Raw genomic sequence first — 19,690 nt, 5'->3', positions numbered from 1 at the left:
AGCCCTCCTCAGGACAGGTCGGCCGGCGAGGACAGGCGTCCCCGGACGGCGGTGGCGGCGGCGACGAGCGGGGAGACCAGGTGGGTTCGGCCGCCCTTGCCCTGCCTGCCCTCGAAGTTGCGGTTGGAGGTGGACGCGCTGCGCTCCCCCGGCTTGAGCTGGTCGGGGTTCATGCCAAGGCACATCGAGCAGCCCGCGGCCCGCCACTCGGCGCCCGCGGCGAGGAAGACCTCGTGCAGGCCCTCGGACTCCGCCTGCACGCGCACCCGCATCGAGCCGGGCACCACCAGCATCCGGACGCCGTCGGCCACCTGGTGGCCGCGCAGCACGTCGGCGGCGGCGCGCAGGTCCTCGATCCGGCCGTTGGTGCAGGAGCCGAGGAAGACGGTGTCGACCGCGATCTCGCGCAGCGGGGTGCCGGGGACCAGGTCCATGTAGGACAGGGCCTTCTCGGCGGCGACCCGCTCGTTCTCGTCCGCGATGGCCTCGGGGTCGGGGACGAGCGCGGACAGCGGGAGGCCCTGGCCCGGGTTGGTGCCCCAGGTGACGAACGGGGCCAGGTCGGCGGCGTCGATGCGGACCTCGGCGTCGAACTCGGCGTCGTCGTCGGTGCGCAGGGTGCGCCAGTAGTCCACCGCCGAGTCCCAGTCCGCGCCCTGCGGGGCGTGCGGGCGGCCCTTGAGGTAGGCGAAGGTGGTGTCGTCCGGGGCGATCATCCCGGCGCGGGCGCCCGCCTCGATCGACATGTTGCAGACGGTCATCCGCGCCTCCATGGAGAGGGCGCGGATCGCGCTGCCGCGGTACTCCAGGACGTAGCCCTGGCCGCCGCCGGTGCCGATCCGCGCGATGACGGCGAGGATGAGGTCCTTGGCGGTGACGCCGGCCGGGAGCGTGCCGTCGGCGCTGTCGATGGTGATGGCCATCGTCTTGAAGGGGCGCAGCGGGAGCGTCTGGGTGGCCATGACGTGCTCGACCTCGGAGGTACCGATGCCGAAGGCGAGCGCGCCGAACGCGCCGTGCGTCGAGGTGTGGCTGTCGCCGCAGACCACCGTCATGCCGGGTTGGGTGAGGCCGAGCTGCGGGCCGACCACGTGCACGATGCCCTGCTCGGCGTCGCCCATCGGGTGCAGCCGGACGCCGAACTCCGCGCAGTTGCGGCGAAGCGTCTCGACCTGGGTGCGCGAGACGGGGTCGGCGATCGGCAGCTCGATGTCGGTGGTCGGGACGTTGTGGTCCTCAGTGGCGATGTGAAGGTCGGGGCGGCGGACCTTGCGGCCGGCCAACCTCAGGCCGTCGAACGCCTGTGGGCTGGTGACTTCGTGCACAAGGTGGAGGTCGATGTAGAGCAGATCCGGCTCCGCGCCGGTTCCCTGGCGCACCGTGTGCGCCTCCCACACCTTCTCCGCGAGCGTGCGGCCCATCGCTTCTCCGCTCCTGCCAATCGAGGTTTTCTCGGCGTTTTCTCGTCGTCTTCTCGGCCAGGTCGTGTCGGGTCTCGCCGAGGTCGTGATCAGGTCTCGATCCCAAGGTCTGGACTTCCCATATGTCGGGAAGTTAGTATCGAGACGTGGGACAGCATAGCGGGATCGGCGTGCTGGACAAGGCGGTAGCCGTGTTGAACGCCGTAGCGAAAGATCCATGTGGGCTCGCCGAGTTGTGCAATCGAACCGGCCTGCCAAGAGCGACCGCGCACCGGTTGGCGGTCGGACTGGAGGTGCATCGGCTGTTGCGCCGAGGGGCCGACGGTCGGTGGCGGCCGGGTGCCGCACTGGCCGAACTGGCCGGTGGGGCAACGGATCCGCTGCTCGACGCGGCGTCGTCGGTGCTGCCTCGGTTGCGCGACATCACCGGGGAGAGCGTGCAGCTGTATCGGCGGGACGGCATGCAGCGCGTGTGCGTCTCGTCGGCCGAGCCGCCCAGTGGCCTACGCGACACTGTGCCTGTTGGCGCGCGACTGCCCATGACTGCGGGCTCCGGCGCAAAGGTCCTGGCCGCATGGTCGGACGCCGCGACGCAGCGTTCCCTGTTGGCCGACGCGGTCTATGGCGAACGGACGCTGCTCGAGGTGCGCAGGCGCGGCTGGGCGCAGAGCGTCGCCGAACGGGAACCGGGAGTGGCGAGCGTTTCCGCGCCCGTACGGGACAGTTCGGGTGCGGTGGTCGCTGCCGTGTCGGTGTCGGGACCGATCGATCGGATGGGACGACGCCCAGGTGCCCGCTGGGCCGCGGATCTGTTGGCGGCTGCGGAGGCGTTGCAGTCGCGGCTGTGAGGCGTGTGGTGGGGGTGTGAGGGGTTCGTAGTGGGTGGTGCGGGTGGTGGTTGGTGCGGGTGCTGTTGGTGCGGGTGGTCGGGGTAGTTGGGGTGGTTGCGGAGATGTTGCGGAAATGTTGCGGTGGTGGGGCGTGAGAGGCCGTGGTGTGGCGGTCTTGTGGGGCTGCGGTGGTGCGGGCGGGTGGTTGCGTTGAGGGATGCGCGGGAGTGCGATGGCACGGCAGTCCCGTGGGGCCGCGGTGGTGTGGGCGGCTGGTCGCGTTGAGGGATTAAGAGAATGTCCTCGCCGGACGGGCAGGTCACCAGGATGGTGTTGGAGTGCGGGAGCGCGCCTGTTGAGCAGGTGGTTGCGTGAGGGTGCGCACCATCCCGTATGACCGCCTGAGGCAACCACACGCGTCAAGGGGGCAGTTCCAGCGGATGGTGCCAGAGCGCGGGATGTGCCCCCTTGACCCGCGCGGTTGGGCTACGCCCGGTCATACGGGATGGTGCGAAGCCTCCCTATGTAGACAGACGACCATCGGCTCCCTGGCGGCACGCTGCGGTTCAGCGGTGAGGCCAGGTGAAGAGCACAGAGAGGCGGGAGAGGGGCAGGCGGAGGAGCACGTGCGGGAGGGGTTAAGACGGAGAGCAGAGGGCGGAGAGCAGTAGCGCGTGGTGGGTGGCGCGTGGCGGGGTGGCGGGGTGGCGGGTCACGCCGGCGCCGAGCAGAAACGGGAAGCCGTAGCGGTAGTGGCGAGCAAGTCACGCCAGCGCCAAGCGTGAGCGGGCTGCGGCAGCACCGACCGGAGCGGACGGTGTCAGCGTCAGCGAGGACGTGCGGCAGCGCTGGGCGGGAGCACGCCAGGCGGGACAGGAACCGTCGCGACAGCACCGAGCAGAAACAGACGAAGCCGAAGGCGAGCCACCCCGAGGTAGGCGCGAAGCCGAAAGCGAGCCCACCCAAGAGGCGCCAAGCCGTAGGCGAGCCCACTCGAGCAGCGAAGCCGAAGGCGAGCCCTACGCCCAAGTCACGAAGCCGAAGGCGAGCCACCCCGAGAGAGGCGCGAAGCCGAAGGCAAGCTTCACCGAAGTCGCGAAGCCGAAGGCGAGCCCACCGAAGCGAGCGAAGCCGAAGGCGAGCCCACCAACAGCGAAGGCCGCAGGCCGAGCAGGGGGTCCGGGGGGCGAAGCCCTCCCGGCTGGGGGTCTGGGGGGCTCGGCCCCCCAGTGTAAATGCGAAAAGATCCCCGTCTGCGTAAGCAGACGAGGATCTCCTCGATCTTGTAGCCCCGACGGGATTTGAACCCGCGCTACCGCCTTGAGAGGGCGGCGTCCTAGGCCGCTAGACGACGGGGCCTTGGTTGCAGAAGAACTGTATCAGATTGGATTTCGTTCTTCCAAACCGCTGGGGTACCAGGACTCGAACCTAGACTAACTGAACCAGAATCAGTCGTGCTGCCAATTACACCATACCCCATTGGCTTTCCGATCAACGCTCCGGCTGGGCCGTCCCGCTGTTCGTGCTGCCGAAGAAAGATACTAGACCAGGTGCCCGCTCGAATGGAAATCGGGCCCCCGGCAGCGCTCGGCGAGCCCGTCGGGAGGCGGCCTACCAGGTCAGACGGACACCCCGGACAGCTCGCAGATCAGCAGCTCAGGCAGCTCGGCGAGACTGCTGATGGCCTTGATCCCGTCGGGGAGCGAACCGTCCTGCGGGCCGTGCCGGTTGAGCCACACGCCGCGCATGCCGGCGTCTCTGGCGCCGATCGCGTCGGCGTGCAGGCGGTCGCCGACGTGGACGGTTTCGGTCGGTGCGACGCCTAGCCCGAGGCACGCCGTGTGGAAGATCACTGGGTCGGGCTTCGCCGCACCCACCTCGCCGGCGATCAACACATGATCGAAGTACTCGGCCAGTCCGAGCGAGGCGATCTTCACTCGCTGGTGGTGACCTGAGGCGTTGCTCACGGCCGCGATGGGCAGACCCGTCGCCCGCAGCCAGTCCAGGCACGGCAGCACGTCCGCGAACAGCGTCCAGCCCTCCGCGAGCACGGCCTGCCGGCGCACCTCGCGCTTGGTCGCCTCACCTTGGTCGAGGAACTCCCCCAGCTCGGCGAAGAACGCCCGCGTGCGGATGTTGCGCATCGACGCGTAGTCCAGCTCCCCCGCGAGCAGCCGCGCACAGTGCTCGTCCGTGATCCGCTGCCACAACTCCCACGCCCCCGCGTGACCGACCATGTCGGTCAGGGCGGCTCGCGACGACGTCGTGTAGTCGACGAGCGTGTCATCGACATCCAGGCACACGGCGCGGATTTCTCGTGTCTTCTTCTCTTGGGCGAAAGCGGGGGATGGTGACGTCACCCCGCGAGGCTAGGCGGATACCCCCCTCCGGCGATGCGGCTAAGGAGGTGATTCTTTGAAATTCTGTCACGGTCAAGTTCGACACTGTTACCAAAACATGACTTGCACGCTCGCCCGTGCGCGTGACGCAATCGCCCGAACGAGCGGTCGCCACTTCGTCGCATCGTGAAATCGCGCGGTTCCTGATGGTGCAGAAGGCAACACGGCAGAATCGCTCGATTCCGGCAATGAACCAGTCGATGCGACCTGTCCACACACTTCGACTCGTGACCAGTCGCGTGGCATATGACCGAATCGGGACACCGCCCGGAACCGCTTGACCCCGCTGCGCTACGAGAGCATGCTCAGGTTATTCAACTACCGTTGAAATTTGGCCGACCCAGGGGGTTCTCATGGAGCGCACCACGTGCTGCGTAGTCGGCGGCGGACCCGCCGGCATGGTGCTCGGACTACTGCTGGCCAGGGCGGGTGTCGAGGTCACGGTGCTGGAGAAGCACGGCGACTTCCTCCGCGACTTCCGCGGCGACACCGTGCACGCCTCCACACTCACACTGCTGGACGAGCTGGGCCTCGGTCCGGCCTTCGCCCGCGTGCCGCAGCAGCTGATCGACAAGGCTCAGATCGTGCTGGACAGCGGCCCCGCCATGATCGCCGACCTGCGTCGGCTGCCCGGCCCGCACAAGCACATCGCGTTCGTCCCGCAGTGGGACTTCCTGGACGTCCTCGCGGACGCCGGCCGGGCCGAGCCGACCTTCACGCTCCGGATGAACACCGAGGTCACAGGCCTGCGCCGAGAACGGGGAGGCATCGCGGGCGTGCAGTACGTCGACACCTCGACTGGCGCGACCGGCGAACTGGCCGCCGACCTCGTGGTGGCCTGCGACGGCCGCCAGTCCCTGGTCCGCGAGCGCGCCGGGCTGCGGACCCGCTCCTTCGGCGCCCCAATGGACGTCTGGTGGTTCCGGCTCCCCCGCCACGACGGCGACCCGACCGGCGTGCTCGGCAGGTTCAGCACGGGCCGCGCCGCGGTGCTGCTCAACCGAGGCGACTACTTCCAGGTCGCCTTCCTGATCCGCAAGGGCGACGACCAGCGCCTGCGGGCCGCCGGGGTGGACGCGTTCCGGCGGGAGTTCGGCGAACTGGTGCCCTGGCTCGCGGACCGGGTCGACGCGGTCGGCTCGCTGGACGACGTGAAGCTCCTGGACGTCCGGCTGGACCGCCTGCCGCGCTGGCACACCGACGGGCTGCTCTGCGTCGGCGACGCCGCGCACGCCATGTCGCCCATCGGCGGGGTCGGCATCAACCTCGCGGTCCAGGACGCGGTGGCCGCCGCCCGACTCCTGGCCGCGCCGCTGCGCAGGGGCCGCGTGCGCACCGCTGAGCTGGCCAGGGTGCAGCGGCGGCGCTGGCTGCCCACAGCGCTTACCCAGGCCGTCCAGCGCGCCGCGCACACGCGATTCCTGAGCCCCACGCTGGACGGCGCGATCCCGCCGTCGACCGACGGTCGGGCGCCCGCGCCGATCCGGTTGCTCCAGCGCTTTCCGCTACTCCAGGGCATTCCCGCATACCTGGTGGCCATCGGGCTCCAGCCGGAGCACGCGCCCACATTCGCGAGGAGGAACGGCTGACGACGATTGGCTGCGGAGGGGAGGGGGCGATTGGTTGCGGAGGGGCGATTGGCTGCGGAGTGATGGCGGTGGCGATGATGGGGGTGATGCGATGGGGGCGGGCGGAGTATTGCGTTGCGGGGCGGTGGGTGTTATGGCGTTGTTCGGTGGTGTTAGTGGGAGTCGGGGGGGCGGGTTATGGGCCCAGCGCGTAATTGACGGATTCGCCGCTGAGTGCGATCGCTACGGCGTGCGCTCGGTCGCGCGCGCCTAGCTTGCGCAGAATTGCCTTCACGTGGGTCTTCACGGTGTCGGTGCTGATGAACAACCGTTCCGCGATCATGTGATTGTCCAGGCCCTTGGCCAGTTCGGCGAGGACGTCGAACTCGCGAGCGCTGAGCCGGCCTAGGGTCGCGTGCGGCAGCAGCCTGCCCGGCATGTCGGCGCGGAGGCCCAGCCGGGTGTCGATGACCGGCGGCGCGCCCCGCGTCACGCTGACGATGGTGGGCAGCAGCTCCTGGAGGGGCGTGGTCTTGAGCAGGTAGGCATCGGCGCCGGCGTCCAGCGCCGCCCTGGCCCACTGTGGGTTGTCCACCCCGGACAGGACGATGACGGGCGCCTCGGGCCGGTGCTGGACGGCGTCGTGCACCGTGCGCAGCGGCCCGGCGCCCGGCACGTCGACGTCGGTGACCACGAGGTCGATCAGCACCCCGCGCAGGCTGCGCAGCGCGTCGGCGACGGTGTGCGCGATGCCGACGACCCGGAACGCCTGCGTGCGGTGCAGCGAGATGCGCAGACCCTCGGTGACCAGCTGCGACGCGTCGACCAGCAGGACGCGCGTCGGCTCCGCCTCCGCCATCGGTCACCTCCGCGTGCCAGCCAGTCAGCTCGCCCGTTCCCGGGCACGTCGACCCGATGAAACACGCAAGTTACCGGTTGGTACGGCAGAGTGTGAGGGGAGTTACTCACCAGTTAGGTTTGTTGCTCCGACCGGCGGCAGGGGTGGGTGCGGTCTGTCTAGTGGGCAGCTACCGGGTTGCTACCGGGTTGCTTAGCGTGCCGATGCCTTCGACGGTGATCGACACCGTTTGGCCCGGCTTCATCGGCGCCACGCCGGCGGGCGTGCCGGTGAGAATCACGTCACCTGGGGTCAGCGTCATGATCCCGGAGATGAACTCGATCAGCTCGGGGATCTCGTGCAGCAGCAGCGAGGTGCGCGCGTCCTGCTTCACCTCGCCGTCCAGCTCGGTGCGGATCGCCAGGTCGGCCGGGTCAAGCTCGGTCTCGATCCACGGGCCGAGCGGGCAGAACGTGTCGTGCCCCTTGGCCCTGGTGAACTGCACGTCGGCGCGCTGCTGGTCGCGGGCGGTGACGTCGTTGGCGATCGTGTAGCCGAGGATGGTGCTAGCGGCGCGGGCCGCAGGGACGTCCTTGAACGGGCGGCCGTCGATGGTGCCGATCACCACGGCCAGCTCGCCCTCGAGGTCGACCTGCGCGGAGTCGGCCGGCAGCCTGATCGGCATGTTGGGGCCGACCACCGACGTCGGCGGCTTCAGGAAGATCAGCGGGTTGTCCGGCAGCGCGTTGCCAAGCTCCTCGGCGTGCGCGGCGTAGTTCCGCCCGACACCGATGATCTTGGGCGGCAGGATCGGCGCGAGCAGCCGCACGTCCGCGAGCGGCCAGCGACGGCCGGTGAGGTTCGGCTTGCCGAAGGGGTGTTCGGCGATCTCCTCGGCGACCAGGTCGTCACCCTCGCCGACGACGGAGACGAACGACAGGCCCTCGGGGTGGGCGATTCGAGCGATGCGCACCGGATCACCATAGCGAACGGGAGGCGCGGGGTCAGCTCGACGAACCGGTCCATTGTGGACTTGGCGCGGGGGGGTGATGGCTGGTCGGCTAGCGTGGTGGGTGTGAATCAGAAAAGCCGCCCTGAGCTGGTCATCTTCGACTGTGACGGCACGTTGGTCGACTCGGAGCGGATCGCGAACGAGGTGTTCGCGGCGCTCATCACGAGCGAGGGGCTGCCGACCAGCTTCGAGCAGTGTGTCGCGCGCTACATGGGGCGGTCGGCGTCGTCCTGCTTCGCCGAGATCGAGCGCGAGCTCGGCCACCCGCTGCGGGCCGACATGGCCGAGGAGCGCACCAGGCGGCTGAACGAGCGGCTGGTCGCCGAGCTGGTCGCCGTGCCCAGCATGGCCGACGTGCTGACCGGGTTGGCTGCCGAGGGCGTGCCGGTGTGCGTCGCCTCCAGCAGCACGCCGGAGGAGATCGCGTTCCGGCTGGACCGGACGGGGCTGACGGACTTCTTCGACGGCAAGCTGTTCAGCGCCACGATGGTCGCCAACGGCAAGCCGGCCCCGGACATCTTCCTGTTCGCCGCCGAGAAGCTTGGCGCGCGACCGGAGTCCTGCGCGGTGGTGGAGGACAGCCCCATCGGTGTGGCGGCGGGGCGAGCGGCCGGGATGCGGGTCGTCGGCTTCGCCGACCTGGTGGCCCCGGACACGCTGCGCGCGGCCGGGGCCGACCTGGTGGTCACCGACGCCGCCGATCTGCCTGGGGCGCTTGGCTTCTGATGTGGCCGGGCGGTCTCAAGAGGTGGTGAGCTGGGACACGTGCATGGCCTTGTGCACCAGCGCGTCGCAGAGGGCCAGCCAGCTTGCCTCGACGATGTTGCCGTGCACGCCGACGGTGGTCCACTCGTGGTCGCCGTCGGTGGACTCCACCAGGACCCTGGTCACCGCGTCGGTGCCGGGGTGCTCGGTCAGGATCCGCACCTTGTAGTCGGCGAGCTCGACGGTGTCCAGCCACGGCAGGTGCGGCAGCAGTCCCTTGCGCAGCGCGGCATCCAGCGCGTGCACCGGGCCGTTGCCCTCCGCGGTCGCGATCACCCGCTCGCCGTCGACCCGCACCTTCACCGTCGCCTCGGACACGATCGCGCCGTCGGGCCGCCGGTCCAGCAGCACCCGGTAGGACTCCAGGGTGAACGGCGGCTCGGCCGCCGGCAGGTCGGCGTCCTCCCGCATCTCCCTGCGCAGCAGCAGTTCCAGCGAGGCGTCCGCCGCCTCGAAGGACCAGCCCTTCGCCTCCAGCTCCTTCACCTTGCGCACGGCGCTGCTCAGCGCCTGTGGCTGACCGGCCAGGTCAATTCCGAACTCACGTCCCTTGAGTTCCAAACTGGCCCGGCCGGCCATCTCGGTGACCAACACCCGCATGCCGTTGCCGACGGTGACCGGATCGATGTGGTTGTACAGCTCCGGATCCACCTTGATCGCGCTCGCGTGCAGTCCCGCCTTGTGGGCGAAGGCCGACGCCCCGACGTAGGCCTGGTGGGTGTCGGGGGCGATGTTCGCGATCTCGGCAAGGGCATGGGACACGCGGGTGAGCTCGGCTGCCGAATCGGCTGGTAGCACGGGCATGCCGAGTTTGGTCACGAGATTCCCTACTACGGCGAACAGGTCGGCGTTGCCGGCCCGCTCCCCGTAGCCGTTCGCGGTGCACTGCACGTGGCTCGCACCGGCCTGCACGGCCGCGACGGAGTTCGCGACCGCGCAGGACGTGTCGTCCTGGCAGTGGATGCCGACCCGGAAGCCGGTGCGGGCCACCACGTCGGTGACCGTCTCGGCGAGCCCGGTCGGCAGTTGTCCGCCGTTGGTGTCGCACAGCACGACGACGTCCGCGCCACCGTCCACCGCGGACTCCAGCACCTTCAGCGCGCACGCCGGGTCGTAGGCGTAGCCGTCGAAGAAGTGCTCGGCGTCGAGGAAGACCCGCCGCCCCTCGCCGACCAGGAACCGCACGGTGTCGCGCACCATCGCGCAGTTCTCCGCGATGTCGGTGCGCAGCGCCCGTTCCACGTGCCGACGGTCGGACTTGGCCACCAGCGTCACCACGGGCGCCCCGGAGTGCAGCAGCGCCAACACCTGCGGGTCCTCGTGCGCCTTCGCGCCGGGCCTGCGGGTGGCGCCGAAGGCCACCAGCGCCGCGTGCTTCAGCTCCAGCTCGCCCGCGGCCGCCCTGGCGAAGAACTCGGTGTCCTTGGGCATCGCGCCCGGCCAGCCGCCCTCGATGAACCCGACGCCGAGCGAGTCGAGATGCCTGGCCACCAGGAGTTTGTCTGCCACCGAGTACGAGATTCCCTCGCGCTGGGCCCCGTCGCGCAGCGTGGTGTCGTACACGTGGAATGAGTCGCCGAGCGGCGTGCCGGCGGGGCTGGTGCGGGTCACTGGTTCTGCTCCTCGCGGAGGTAGGAGGTCAAACGGTCGGACTGGGGATGACTGACTCCGGAAAACAAAAAGACCCCCCGCGGATGCGAGAGGTCGGCGCGTCGGGTGCTGGAAGGCACTACCCGACGCGCTCGGAAATGATGATCACAGCGCGGAAAGCCACGGTCGCATGGTGCCACAGGGGACAGTCACCAACCAAGCCCTGGGCACTTTCTCCCACATGGTGAACACCATCGGGCGGGCCCGGACAGCAGTCCGGGCCTGTCGCGACCGACAGAAGTCGGTGTGACAGGCCCGGAGTGTGCTGCTTGGTCAGGCGCCGGTGCGGACGTTCGAGGAGACCAACGCGGCCAGCCGGTCGCCGATCGCGTAGGTCGCGCCGGGCGACTGGTGGTCCCTGGTCGCCAGGTCGAAGGCGACCGAGGCCTCGATCCGGCGGGCCGACTCCTGCTCGCCGAGGTGGTCGAGCATCAACGCGACGGACAGCACGGCCGCCGTCGGGTCCGCGATGCCCTGCCCCGCGATGTCCGGCGCGCTGCCGTGCACCGGCTCGAACATGCTCGGATTGCGCCGGGTCACGTCGAGGTTGCCGCTGGCCGCCAGCCCGATGCCGCCGGTCACCGCCGCCGCGAGGTCGGTCAGGATGTCGCCGAACAGGTTGTCCGTGACGATCACGTCGAACCGGCCGGGGTCGGTCACCATGTGAATGGTGGCCGAGTCCACGTGCTGGTACGCGACGGTCACCTCGGGGTGTTGCAGCGACACCTCCTCCACCACCCGCGACCACAGCGAGCCCGCGTGCGTCAGCACGTTGGTCTTGTGCACGAGGGTCAGGTGCCGGCGCGGGCGGTTGGCCGCCCGCGTGAAGGCGTCCCGCACGACCCGCTCGACGCCGAACGAGGTGTTGATGCTGACCTCGGTGGCGATCTCGTGGGGCGTGTCCTTGCGCAGCAGGCCACCGTTGCCGGCGTAGAGGCCCTCAGTGCCCTCTCGCACGACGACCATGTCGATCTCCGGCGGGTCCGCGATCGGGCTACGCACGCCCGGGTACAGCCGCGCCGGGCGCAGGTTGACGTGATGGTCCAGTTCGAAGCGCAGCCGCAGCAGCAGACCGCGCTCCAGGATCCCGCTCGGCACCGACGGGTCGCCGACCGCGCCGAGCAGAATCGCGTCGTGTTGCCTCAGTTCGGCGAGCACCGACTCGGGCAACAGCTCTCCCGTGGCATGCCACCTGGCCGCGCCGAGGTCGTAGCGGGTGATCTCCGCCGTCGGCACGACCTCGCCGAGCACCTTGAGCGCCTCGGCGACCACCTCGGGCCCGATCCCGTCACCTGGGATCACCGCGAGCCGCATCTACACACCTCCCGGGTATCGGTCCCCGAACAGCGGGACCCTTGCCTCTGCCGAAGGCTACCGGCAGCAAGCCTGTTGGCTGCATGCCGGACACACTTCCGGGTTGATCTCTCCCGTACTGCGGGACACCCACATGGTTCACGTGCCACTTCTGTGGGTCACCCGTTCCAGTTCTACGCCTGTCGGGGCTCATCCGCGCCTCAACGGGCGAAGCCCGGACCGCGAGTCTCCTCGCCGTCCGGGCTTCGCCTTCACAGGGGTCCTGCCTTGTTCAGTTGTTCACCGCAGGAAGGCGGTCACTCTGCCGCCGTGATGCCGCCGGGCAGCCGGTGGCCGGGACGGCCGCCGGGCGCCGGGCGCTGCCGGTCGGCGTTGACCTTGACCACGTGGGCGCGGTCGCCGGAGGCGTTGTGGTGGTCGATCACCAGCAGGCTGTCCGACTTGTCCACGGCCGCCGCGGCCGCGTCCCGGTTGACCACCAGCGCGGTGCCCGGCTTGGCCACGTAGCCGATCGCCGCGTCACCGCCGCCCTGCGTCCACAGGCCCGGCTTGAGCGGGTCGAAGGACATCGGGGTGCTGATCGAGCTGATCAGGCCGGTCTTGTCGCCGGGGGCGGTGTAGAAGCCCGCGACGCTGGCGGTGTAGGAGATGCGCGCGCTGTCCTTGCTCGGGTCGATGCCCAGCGCGGTCAGCGCCACCGGCAGCACGATCGTGTTGGTGTCGAAGACGTTGGTGTCGACGTCACCGAACTGACCGTTCACGGCCTCCTGGTCGACGACCTGGAACGAGCCGTCCGCCTTCTGCTTGTTCAGGTCGACCGTCTGGGCCAGCAGCACGTCGGTCCCGGACGGCTTGGTCACGAACACCTCGAAGTCGGGCTTGCCGTCGCCGTTGGTGTCGATGTCGATCGCCGGAATCGTGTTGCTGCCAAGGTTGTACCAGTTGCCCCAGGTGACCAGGCCGAACGCCAGCAGCGAGTCACCGGCCTTGCCCTGCTCCTTGGCCAGCGGGGCCGTCGAGGTCACACCGACGTACCGCAGGTCGCCGCCCTTGGCCGTCTTGTTCAGGGTGCAGTTCTCGATGACGTTCTTCTTGCACTCGGGGAGCTGCGCCTTCGAGCCCTGGAGCTCGAGCACGCTGATCAGCGAGCGGTACGCCTGGGTGCCAGTGCCCTGGTCGACACCCTTGCCCTTGACGTTGAGGATCTCCTGGGTATCGCTGCCGCGGAAACGCAGCGAGTCGGCCGTGGTGATCTTCGAGACCGGCTTGGGCGCCGAGTAGACCGGCACCCGCAGCGGAACCGTGGAACCGCTGCGCGGGGTGAGCACCACGCGGCCGGAGGCGTCCGCCAGGAACTGGCGGGCGACGCCGAGCTGGGTCGTCTGCACCGTGGGGTCGATCGTCTTGCGCAGCGCCGACGGGTCGTCGATCTTCAGGGTCAGCTTGATCCTGCTGACGCCCTTCGGGTTCAGCTTCACGGTGTCGCTGGAGAGCTGGTAGCTGACGCCGGGGATCTGGGTGATCGCCTGGTAGGCGGCGCCCAGCTCGACGGCGTTGACGCCCTTGTTGACGACCTTGATGGTCTTGGTCAGCGAGACGGGACCGCCGACCTCGACGGTGCCGAACGAGACGCTGACGGCGCCCGGGTCGTCCTGGTTCATCGCCAGGACCTGGTTGTCGATGGACGCCTTGGCATCGATGCGGCCCGCGCCGACGCGCTGCGGGGCCTCGATCGAGCCGGTCTTGTTGGCGCCCGAGTAGACGTCGTTGTTGGCGGTGTTCATCACCGACGCCTTGACCTCTTCCGGCGTCCAGTCCGGGTGGACCTGGCGCACCAGCGCGGTGATGCCGGCGACGTGCGGGGTGGCCATCGAGGTGCCGCTGATGACCAGGCGGTCGTTGCCGCTGCCGCGCAGGGCCGAGGAGATGTCCTGACCCGGCGCCGCGACGTCCGGCTTCACGGCCGGGCCGCGCACACCGCGCGAGGTGAAGGAGCTCGGGGTGTCCACGATGCCGGCGTCGAAGGTCGGCACCTGGGTGCGGAGTTTGCCGTCGAGACGCACCTGGAGGGTGCCGGCGGCCAGGGCCGGGCGGACCTGCTTGGACGCGCTGCCGGTGAACTGGTAGACCGGGATGTCGGTGTCACCGGTGATGCCGGCGCCGAAGGTGTCGACAGTCGAGGAGAACAGCGCGCCAGCGGCGCCCGCCGCCTTCGCGTTGCCGGACCGGCCGACCGAGCCACAACGGCGCGAGGCGTCGTTGTCGTCCCACTCGAGCCAGACGAACTTGCCGGCCACCGCGGCCTTGTCGGCTGCGGAGAACGGCAGGCAGCCGTCCTTGTTGGCGGCGTCGGACATCGCCACGACCGGCTTGGTCAGGTTCAGCGTGTCGAACTTGGTGTAGGCCTGGCTGTACTGGCCGGCCTTGACACCGGTCACGTCGGCCGGCGCGGTGACCTCGGCGCCGTCACGCAGCGCGTGACCGTCCCGGGTGCTGGCCACGGTGAGCGCCTCGACGCTGTTGCCGGGGGAACCGCCGACGTCGTAGAGGTCGCCGCCGTTGCCCTCGGCGATGACCGGGAGCACGTTGTTGGCGACCAGCTTCTTGACGAACAGGCTGTCGGGGTCGTCCGGGGCGCCGAAGTCACTGCCAAGCGACAGGCTGACGATGTCGACGTGGTCGGAGAAGTCGCCCTCGCCAGCCGGGTCCAGCGCCATGTCCATGGCCTGGCTGGTCAGGTTGGTCGAGCCCTCGCAGCCGAACACCTTGAACGAGTAGAGCAGGGCGTTGGGCGCGGTGCCTGGCCCGATCCGCATCTTGTCCAGGTCGGCCGAGGTGAGCTTGGAGTAGTCGCCCCGGAAGGTGCTGCCGTCGGCGTTGACGCCGAAGCCGCCGAGGGAGCCGGCCACGTGGGTGCCGTGCTCGCCGCAGGCCAGCGGGTTGGGGTCGGGCACCGGCTTGTTGGGGGCCTTCTTGCCCGCGCCGTCGTAGTTGTTGCCGGCGAGGTCGTAGCCGCCGACCACCTTGGCGGTCGGGAAGTAGGACGGGTCGACCTTGGTGGAGTCGATCGCCTTGTACGCCTCGGGCGTGCCGGGGCCGCCGAAGTCCGCGTGCGTGTAGTCGAGGCCGTCGTCGATGATCGCGACGCGCACGCCGTCACCGAACTTGCCGTACTGCTGCCAGACGTTGAGCGCCTTGGTCAGCTGGACGGCGTCGGCGTTCGTGCGTTCCTTTGGCACGGTCGTGTAGACGGCCTTGACGTCGGGACGCGCGGCGAGCTCGCGGATCTTGTCGGCGTTGGCGGTGACCGTGATGCCGGGAACCGCGTTGGCGGTCTTGGCGACCACCGTCGTGGCAGCGTCCTTCGACGTGAGGTCGGCGACGACCTTGTCGGTGGTCTGCGCGGTGTCCGCCTTGGCGTCCTTGGCCGCCTGCTTGGCCTGGTCCTTGCTGCCGCCCTGGCTCTTCTTCTCGTTGAACGCGTCGACGGCCGGCTTCTTGTCCAGCTCGACGAACGCGGTCACGACGCCGTTGGCGTTGGCCAGCTTCGGCTCGATCTTGTTGGTCAGATCGCCGGTCGGCAGGCCCTTGTGGCTGGGCAGCGACTGCGCCAGCGGGTCGTTCTGGTTCTGCTCTTGGCCAACCGCAGCCCCGACACCGGTGGAACCGGCCAGGATCACGGCGAGCACCGCGACAGCGGATCTGGCCGCGATGCGGCCAGCGCCCCGTGTCACACGGAAGCTCCTCACAGCTTGCCCTCACTCGAGGTCGTCTCCGACCGTGCGCGCATCCGGGACAGAAAGGAACTGGCCCCCTCGGATGAGCGGCGTGGCGTCGTGCCCTCAACGACTCCTGGTCCGACCTCGGGACGGAACCTAATCGCTGATTGCCCACCGTCGGATACTCCAAACGAGTGAACGATGCTCGATCGAGACCACTCAGACGAGAACTGTTACACGGACGGTGCTTGGAGCGATAAGACCTGTTTGGGGCAGGTTCACGAAAACGGGGCCACTACGCCAAAAACCGACCCGGCCACCACCAGGCGGCCGGGTCGGCATACGAAAGTACTGGATCGGATCAGAGGATCCGGTCAGGTCTTGCTCAGAACGACACGGCGCTGACGGTCTTCGCGCCGACGGACGCGCCGATCGGGTCGAGCACCGCGTTGTCCACCGGGCGGTCCACCCGCAGCAGCATGACCGCGTTGGAGCCGTCCCTGGTCTGGCTGATCTGCGCGGCCTCGACGTTCACGCCGGCCTCGCCGAGCAGCGTGCCGACCGTGCCCATCACGCCGGGCCGGTCCGGGTACTCCAGCAGCAGCACGTTGCCCTCGGCCCGCAGGTCGAAGTACCTGCCGTTGACCGCGACCAGCTTCTCCACCTGGTCGAGGCCCGTGATCGTGCCCGCCACGCTGAGCCGCGTGCCGTCCGCGTGCACGGCGTACACGGTCACCAGGCTGCGGTGGTTGGCGCTCTCGGGCTCCTTCACCAGCTCGACGGCCACGCCGAGGTCCTCGGCCAGCCCCGGCGCGTTGACGAAGGTGACCTGCTGCTCGACCACGCCGGAGAACACCCCGCGCAGGGCCGCCAGCGGCAGCACCGAAACGTCCTCGTTGGACAGTTCGCCCCGGACCTCGACCGTGACCGAGGTCGGCGCCCGGTGGCACAGCGCGGCGAGCACCGTGCCGAGCTTCTGCACCAGCGACAGGTAGGGCCGCACTTCCTCGCCGACCACGCCGCCGCTCTGCACGTTCACCGCGTCCGGCACGAACTCGCCGCGCAGCGCCAGCCGCACCGAACGGGCCACGTCGGTGCCAGCGCGGTCCTGCGCCTCCGCCGTCGACGCGCCGAGGTGCGGGGTGACGACCACGTTCGCCAGCTCGAACAGCGGGCTCTCGGTGGTCGGCTCGGTGACGAACACGTCGATGCCGGCGCCGCCGACCTGGCCGCTGCGCACCGCGTCGGCGAGGGCGGCCTCGTCGATCAGGCCGCCGCGCGCCGCGTTGACGATCAGCACGCCCTTCTTGGTCTTCGCCAGCTGCTCCGCGCCGATCAGGCCCTTGGTCTCCGGCGTCTTGGGCAGGTGGATGGAGATCGCGTCGGCGCGCTCCAACAGCTCGTCCAGGCTGACCAGCTCGATGCCGAGCTGCGCGGCGCGGGCCGAGGAGACGTAGGGGTCGTAGGCGATCAGCTCGGTGCCGAACGCGGCGAGCCGCTGCGCGAACAGCTGGCCGATCTTGCCCAGGCCGACGACGCCGACGGTCTTGCCGTTGAGCTCGACCCCCGAGAAGGAGCTGCGCTTCCACGCGCCACCACGCAGGCTCGCGTCCGCGGCCGGCACCTGGCGGGCCACCGCGAGCAGCAGCGCGACGGCGTGCTCCGCGGCGGAGACGATGTTCGAGGTCGGCGCGTTGACGACCATCACGCCGCGCTGGGTGGCGGCCGGCACCTCGACGTTGTCCAGGCCGACACCGGCCCGCGCCACCACCTTGAGCTTGTCGGTGGCGGCGAACACCTCCGCGTCCACCTTGGTCGCGGAGCGGACGAGCAGGGCGTCCGCGTCGGCGACCGCCGCGAGCAGGGCGGGCCGGTCGGTGCCGTCGACGTGGCGGATCTCCGCTTCGTCGCCGAACACGTCGAGCACCGACGGCGCCAACTTCTCGGCGATGAGGACCACGGGTCGGCTGAGGTTGGTCACGGGGCTTGCTCCCAGAAGTCGTTGGACGTCTTCGAGCGCGGGCGTCGCTGGGTGCGTTGCCGCGCTCAGCCGGTCGGGGGTCTGGATCCTGCCCCTGCGTCACGGGGCCCGCGCCGACCGGTCACGACTCTGTGTCCGGACCAGGCGCAGTGTAGCGAGGTCCCGTGTGCGCGGGGGAAAAAGATTGTTTCGGCCGGGGCCCGCGTCAGGAGCCCTTGGTCACCACGGCTCGTCGAACTCGCCGTCCTTGGCGCCCTCGATGAACGCGTCCCATTCGGACGGCGTGAACACCAGCACCGGCCCCTCGGGGTGCGCCGAGTTGCGCATCGCCACGTAGGTCACGCCGTCGGTGTGCGGCACGAACGCGACCTCGACGTGCTCCCCCTCCTGGTCGCCCTCGTCGCTGCGCTGCCACTCGGCATCGGTGAGGTCGAGCTTGCCCCGCACCTCGGCCTTGTCGTCGTAGATCGGCGCGCTCTCCGTCGTCATTGCCGTCCCCTGAATATCTGGTAGCTACGGGTAGTCGACCGGTGCCGGTCGGTAACAAGATATACCGGCCGAACGACCGCCAGGAAACGCCTTTGGGCCCGCCGCGACTATGCGCGGCGGGCCCATTGCACAGTACGACTATTAGGCCGTCTCGGTGATCGGCCGATCGACCCAGGACATGAGGCCACGCAGCTTCTTGCCGGTCTCCTCGATCGGGTGGCGCTCGCCCTCCTGCTGGAGGCGGGTGTAGTTCGGCCGACCGGCCTCGTCCTCGGCCACCCACTCCTTGGCGAAGGTGCCGTCCTGAATCTCGCCGAGGATCTTGCGCATCTCGTCCTTCACGGCGGCGTTGATGACCCTCGGGCCCCGCGTGAGGTCGCCGTACTCGGCGGTGTCGGAGATGGAGTACCGCTGCCGCGCGATGCCGCCCTCGTACATCAGGTCGACGATGAGCTTCAGCTCGTGCAGCACCTCGAAGTAGGCGATCTCCGGGGCGTAGCCGGCCTCGGTGAGCACCTCGAAACCGGTCTGCACCAACGCGCTCGCGCCGCCGCAGAGCACCGCCTGCTCGCCGAACAGGTCGGTCTCGGTCTCCTCGGTGAAGGTGGTCTTGATGACGCCGGCGCGGGTGCCGCCGATGCCCTTGGCGTAGGACAGCGCGAGCGCCTGGGCGTTGCCGGTGGCGTCCTGGTGCACCGCGATCAGCGCCGGCACGCCCTTGCCGTCCACGAACTGGCGGCGCACCAGGTGGCCGGGGCCCTTCGGCGCGACCATCGCCACGTCCACACCCGACGGCGCCTCGATCAGGCCGTAGCGGATGTTGAAGCCGTGTCCGAAGAAGATCGCGTCGCCCTCGGACAGGTTCGGCGCGATGTCCTCGGCGTAGATGTGCCGCTGCTTGGTGTCCGGGGCCAGGATCATGATCAGGTCGGCCTCGGCGGAGGCCTCGGCCGCGGTGAGCACCCGCAGGCCCTCCTCCTCGGCCTTGGCGCGGGACTTCGAGCCCTCCGGCAGGCCGATCCGAACGTCCACACCGGAGTCGCGCAGGCTCAGCGCGTGCGCGTGGCCCTGGCTGCCGTAGCCGATGACGGCGACCTTGCGCCCCTGGATGATGCTCAGGTCGGCGTCGTCGTCGTAGAAGATCTCGGCACTCATGTTGCTCTGTACTTCCCTTCCTTACAGCGGAAACCTGATGGCTAGCGCACCGCGGTCGCGGTGATGGAGCGGGCGCCCCGGCCGATCGCGACCATGCCGGACTGCACGATCTCGCGCAGCCCGTAGGGCTCCAGCATGCGCAGCAGCGCGTCGAGCTTCTCCGACGTCCCGGTCGCCTCGACCGTCACCGCCTCCGGCGACACGTCGACGACCTTGGCGCGGAACAGCTGCACGGTCTCCAGGACCTGGCTGCGCACCGTCGCGTCCGCGCGCACCTTCACGAGCAGGAGCTGCCGCTGCACCGAGGCCGACGTCTCCAGCTCGACGATCTTGATGATGTTGACGAGCTTGTTGAGCTGCTTGGTGACCTGCTCAAGCGGCAGCTCGTCGACCGACACCACGATCGTCATCCTGGAGATGTCCGGATGCTCGGTGCGCCCGACCGCGAGCGACTCGATGTTGAAACCGCGCCGGGAGAACAGCCCGGCGACCCTGGCGAGGACGCCTGGCTTGTCCTCGACCAAAACGCTCAGCGTGTGCCTAGTCATG

At 69.4% G+C, this 19,690-nt stretch carries 14 protein-coding genes and 2 tRNA genes; 3 read left to right on the top strand and 13 right to left on the bottom strand.

Annotated features, from left to right (window positions below; genetic code table 11):
• Positions 1-8 precede the first annotated feature (8 nt).
• Positions 9-1,421 carry a 3-isopropylmalate dehydratase large subunit gene (gene leuC / locus F0L68_RS32485; RefSeq protein WP_149853697.1) on the bottom strand — a complete coding sequence of 471 codons (1,413 nt, stop codon included), beginning with the start codon at positions 1,419-1,421 and terminating at the stop codon, positions 9-11.
• 146 nt (positions 1,422-1,567) lie between these two features.
• Between leuC and F0L68_RS32480 the strand changes: the two genes are divergently transcribed.
• Complete coding sequence (locus F0L68_RS32480; RefSeq protein ID WP_149853696.1) at positions 1,568-2,269, top strand: IclR family transcriptional regulator; 702 nt, start codon at positions 1,568-1,570, stop codon at positions 2,267-2,269.
• Between the two features lie 1,268 nt (positions 2,270-3,537).
• Here F0L68_RS32480 and F0L68_RS32475 read toward each other — a convergent pair.
• The 3 genes from F0L68_RS32475 to F0L68_RS32465 all read right to left on the bottom strand — a co-directional run bounded on the left by F0L68_RS32475 (position 3,538) and on the right by F0L68_RS32465 (position 4,611).
• Positions 3,538-3,610 (bottom strand) — tRNA-Glu (locus tag F0L68_RS32475).
• Positions 3,611-3,658: 48 nt separating this feature from the next.
• Positions 3,659-3,730 (bottom strand) — tRNA-Gln (locus F0L68_RS32470).
• A gap of 140 nt (positions 3,731-3,870) precedes the next feature.
• Positions 3,871-4,611, bottom strand: a complete 741-nt coding sequence (locus F0L68_RS32465; protein WP_223199330.1) for an HAD family hydrolase — start codon at positions 4,609-4,611, stop codon at positions 3,871-3,873.
• 392 nt (positions 4,612-5,003) lie between these two features.
• Here F0L68_RS32465 and F0L68_RS32460 point away from each other — a divergent pair, with 392 nt between their 5' ends.
• A complete protein-coding gene (locus tag F0L68_RS32460) occupies positions 5,004-6,239 on the top strand; it encodes an FAD-dependent oxidoreductase (RefSeq protein WP_149853695.1) in 1,236 nt (411 codons plus the stop codon).
• 175 nt (positions 6,240-6,414) lie between these two features.
• On the opposite strand, the gene F0L68_RS32455 is transcribed toward F0L68_RS32460, so the two are convergent.
• The gene (locus tag F0L68_RS32455; RefSeq protein WP_149853694.1) at positions 6,415-7,077 is read right to left on the bottom strand and encodes a response regulator transcription factor; all 663 of its coding nucleotides are present in this window, start codon (positions 7,075-7,077) and stop codon (positions 6,415-6,417) included.
• Between the two features lie 169 nt (positions 7,078-7,246).
• Positions 7,247-8,029 carry a fumarylacetoacetate hydrolase family protein gene (locus F0L68_RS32450; RefSeq protein WP_149853693.1) on the bottom strand — a complete coding sequence of 261 codons (783 nt, stop codon included), beginning with the start codon at positions 8,027-8,029 and terminating at the stop codon, positions 7,247-7,249.
• Positions 8,030-8,131: 102 nt separating this feature from the next.
• Here F0L68_RS32450 and F0L68_RS32445 point away from each other — a divergent pair, with 102 nt between their 5' ends.
• Entirely contained in the window at positions 8,132-8,794 is a 663-nt protein-coding gene (locus F0L68_RS32445; protein WP_223199329.1) for an HAD family hydrolase, read from the top strand.
• Positions 8,795-8,809: 15 nt separating this feature from the next.
• On the opposite strand, the gene cimA is transcribed toward F0L68_RS32445, so the two are convergent.
• The 7 genes from cimA to ilvN form a co-directional block, all read right to left on the bottom strand.
• Positions 8,810-10,444 (bottom strand): citramalate synthase, encoded by a 1,635-nt coding sequence (gene cimA, locus F0L68_RS32440; RefSeq protein WP_149853692.1) that lies wholly within the window; start codon positions 10,442-10,444, stop codon positions 8,810-8,812.
• Positions 10,445-10,756: 312 nt separating this feature from the next.
• Positions 10,757-11,797: a 3-isopropylmalate dehydrogenase gene (locus F0L68_RS32435; protein WP_149853691.1), complete on the bottom strand. Its 1,041-nt coding sequence runs from the start codon at positions 11,795-11,797 to the stop codon at positions 10,757-10,759.
• A gap of 296 nt (positions 11,798-12,093) precedes the next feature.
• Positions 12,094-15,531, bottom strand: a complete 3,438-nt coding sequence (locus tag F0L68_RS32430; RefSeq protein WP_149853690.1) for a S8 family peptidase — start codon at positions 15,529-15,531, stop codon at positions 12,094-12,096.
• Positions 15,532-15,901: 370 nt separating this feature from the next.
• Complete coding sequence (gene serA / locus F0L68_RS32425; protein WP_149853689.1) at positions 15,902-17,497, bottom strand: phosphoglycerate dehydrogenase; 1,596 nt, start codon at positions 17,495-17,497, stop codon at positions 15,902-15,904.
• A 219-nt stretch (positions 17,498-17,716) separates the two neighbouring features.
• On the bottom strand, positions 17,717-17,986 hold the full coding sequence (locus F0L68_RS32420) for a DUF397 domain-containing protein (RefSeq protein ID WP_149853688.1): 270 nt from the start codon (positions 17,984-17,986) through the stop codon (positions 17,717-17,719).
• Between the two features lie 141 nt (positions 17,987-18,127).
• On the bottom strand, positions 18,128-19,141 hold the full coding sequence (gene ilvC, locus F0L68_RS32415; protein ID WP_149853687.1) for a ketol-acid reductoisomerase: 1,014 nt from the start codon (positions 19,139-19,141) through the stop codon (positions 18,128-18,130).
• A gap of 41 nt (positions 19,142-19,182) precedes the next feature.
• Complete coding sequence (gene ilvN, locus F0L68_RS32410) at positions 19,183-19,689, bottom strand: acetolactate synthase small subunit (protein ID WP_149853686.1); 507 nt, start codon at positions 19,687-19,689, stop codon at positions 19,183-19,185.
• Between the last annotated feature and the right edge of the window lies 1 nt (position 19,690).

The organism is Solihabitans fulvus, from assembly GCF_008386585.1.
Classification (GTDB): Bacteria; Actinomycetota; Actinomycetes; order Mycobacteriales; family Pseudonocardiaceae; genus Solihabitans; species Solihabitans fulvus.
Note: the sequence above shows the minus strand (reverse complement) of the source record. Positions and strands in the feature narration are given on the sequence as shown.

Coding starts and splice junctions, on each gene's coding strand:
- leuC (WP_149853697.1), bottom strand. CDS start 1,421: ATGGGCCGCACGCTCGCGGAGAAGGTGTGGGAGGCGCACACGGTGCGC.
- F0L68_RS32460 (WP_149853695.1), top strand. CDS start 5,004: ATGGAGCGCACCACGTGCTGCGTAGTCGGCGGCGGACCCGCCGGCATG.
- F0L68_RS32455 (WP_149853694.1), bottom strand. CDS start 7,077: ATGGCGGAGGCGGAGCCGACGCGCGTCCTGCTGGTCGACGCGTCGCAG.
- F0L68_RS32435 (WP_149853691.1), bottom strand. CDS start 11,797: ATGCGGCTCGCGGTGATCCCAGGTGACGGGATCGGGCCCGAGGTGGTC.
- F0L68_RS32420 (WP_149853688.1), bottom strand. CDS start 17,986: ATGACGACGGAGAGCGCGCCGATCTACGACGACAAGGCCGAGGTGCGG.
- ilvC (WP_149853687.1), bottom strand. CDS start 19,141: ATGAGTGCCGAGATCTTCTACGACGACGACGCCGACCTGAGCATCATC.
- ilvN (WP_149853686.1), bottom strand. CDS start 19,689: ATGACTAGGCACACGCTGAGCGTTTTGGTCGAGGACAAGCCAGGCGTC.